Source organism: Halomonas sp. BM-2019, from assembly GCF_017584085.1.
In genome coordinates, this window is the sequence record NZ_CP071922.1 from 480,633 (window position 1) to 483,341 (window position 2,709).

The window sequence follows — 2,709 nt, forward strand, 5'->3', positions numbered from 1 at the left end:
GTGGTTGATCAACTGAAAAATGGCAGCTTGAAGTTTGCTTGTGAGCAACCCGAGAACCCACAGAATTTCCCACGCAACATGTTTATTTGGCGCTCTAACTTGCTTGGTTCATCCGGTAAAGGTCATGAGTACATGCTCAAGCATTTACTCGGCACCAAGCATGGCTTGCTCGGTAAAGACTTAGGTGAATTCGGTGGTCAGAAGCCAGATGATGTTGAATGGGGCGGTGAAGGTGCCGAAGGTAAAGTGGACCTATGGGTGACCCTCGACTTCCGCATGTCGACCACTTGCTTGTATTCAGACATCGTTTTACCAACCGCAACTTGGTATGAAAAAGACGACATGAATACTTCGGATATGCATCCGTTTATTCACCCATTAACTGCCGCCGTTGATCCGGTTTGGGAAGCGCGCAGTGATTGGGAAATCTTTAAAGGCATTGCGAAAGAGTTCTCGCGGGTTTGCGTTGGTCACCTTGGTGTTGAAAAAGATTTGGTCACGGTACCGATGCAACACGATACACCGAACGAGTTAGCCCAGCCCTATGGCGTGAAAGCTTGGTGGAAAGGCGAATGTGAGCCAGTCCCTGGCCAAACCATGCCGAATTTGGTGGAAGTCGAACGTGACTATCCGAATACCTATCACCGTTTTACTTCGCTTGGTCCACTTATGGACAAACTTGGCAATGGCGGTAAAGGCATTAATTGGAATACTCAAGACGAAGTTGATTTCCTTGGCAAACTCAATCGCAAGCATGTCGAAGAAGGCGCCAACCAAGGTCGGCCGAAGATTGAAACGGCAGTTGATGCGTGCGAGGTCATACTCTCGCTGGCGCCAGAAACTAATGGTCAAGTTGCGGTGAAAGCATGGGGCGCACTAAGCGAGTTTACTGGGCGTGATCATACCCATTTAGCCAAGCCGAAAGAGGACGAAAAAATCCGCTTCCACGACATCGTGGCGCAACCACGGAAGATTATCTCTTCGCCCACTTGGTCAGGTTTGGAAGACGAGCACGTGTCCTATAACGCAGGTTACACCAACGTTCATGAATTGATTCCATGGCGCACCATTACCGGTCGCCAGCAGTTCTATCAAGATCATGAATGGATGCGTGACTTCGGTGAAACCCTGTGCGTTTACAAGCCACCGATTAACTTGAAGACGGTGCAGCCGGTACTGAACAAGAAGCCGAACGGTAACAAAGAAATCGTTCTCAACTTCTTAACGCCGCACCAGAAGTGGGGAATTCACAGCACCTATTCGGACAACTTGCTTATGCTGACGTTGTCGCGTGGTGGCCCGATTGTGTGGCTCAGTGAGATCGACGCTAAAGCAGCAGGTATTGAAGATAACGACTGGATCGAAATCTTCAACGTTAACGGTTCAATCTCAGCGCGCGCGGTTGTTTCGCAGCGGGTACCGGAAGGGATGAGCATGATGTATCACGCTCAAGAGCGGATTGTGAACGTACCAGGCTCAGAGATGACCGGAACCCGCGGTGGTATTCATAACTCGGTCACGCGTGCAGTTATGAAGCCAACCCACATGATCGGTGGCTACGCGCAGCAGAGCTACGGCTTCAACTACTACGGCACGGTCGGCTGTAACCGCGACGAGTTTGTCATTGTCCGCAAAATGGACAAGGTTGATTGGCTGGATACGAAGTGATGAGTTGGCGCTTGCTGCTTAGTGCGCAAGCGCCCGACCTGCACCAGATTTTAGGATGACGATTATGAAAGTTAGAGCTCAGATAGGCATGGTGTTGAATCTGGACAAGTGTATCGGTTGTCATACTTGTTCAATCACCTGTAAGAACGTCTGGACCTCACGTGAAGGTGTGGAGTACGCCTGGTTCAACAACGTTGAAACCAAGCCTGGCGTAGGCTTCCCGAAAGAGTGGGAAAACCAAGACAAATGGAAAGGTGGCTGGGAGCGCACTAGTAAAGGCAAGTTGCAACTGAAAATCGGTGGCAAACTGCGTATTTTGGCGAATATCTTTGCCAACCCAGACTTACCGCAAATCGACGACTACTATGAGCCGTTCGATTTTGATTATCAGCACTTACACAATGTTGGCGATACCAAACACCAACCGGTTGCGCGTCCGCGTTCACTGATTAGCGGCCAGCGCATGGAAAAGATAGAGTGGGGGCCAAACTGGGAAGAGATTCTTGGGACCGAGTTCGAGAAGCGGAAACGCGACACCAACTTCAACGAAGTGGTGCAAAAAGACATCTATGGTCAGTTTGAAAAGACCTTCATGATGTATTTGCCACGTTTGTGTGAGCACTGCCTAAACCCAGCCTGTGTGGCAGCCTGTCCTTCTGGCGCGATTTATAAGCGCGAAGAAGACGGAATTGTCTTGATTGACCAAGACAAATGCCGCGGTTGGCGTATGTGTGTATCGGGTTGTCCGTATAAGAAGATTTACTACAACTGGAAGACCGGTAAATCAGAAAAATGTACCTTCTGTTACCCACGGATTGAAGCGGGTCAGCCAACCACTTGTTCAGAAACTTGTGTCGGCCGGATTCGTTACTTAGGCGTGTTGTTGTATGACGCGGACAAGATTGAAGCGGCAGCCAATACCCCGAATGAGAAAGATCTCTATCAAGCACAGTTAGACCTGTTCTTGGATCCGTTTGACCCAGAAGTCATTGCCGCGGCCAAGAAAGAAGGGATTGCCGACAACTGGTTGAAAGCAGCACA

General features: G+C 49.7%; 2 protein-coding genes. Both read left to right on the top strand.

The genetic code is table 11. The annotated features are described in order from the left end of the window. Nucleotides 1-1,668: molybdopterin dinucleotide binding domain-containing protein (locus J5F18_RS02445; protein ID WP_346300768.1), on the top strand; the 1,668-nt coding region annotated here is incomplete at its 5' end. 64 nt (nt 1,669-1,732) lie between these two features. Then, nucleotides 1,733-2,709 (top strand): nitrate reductase subunit beta (gene narH, locus J5F18_RS02450; protein WP_346300769.1); only part of this gene is annotated, 977 nt, incomplete at its 3' end.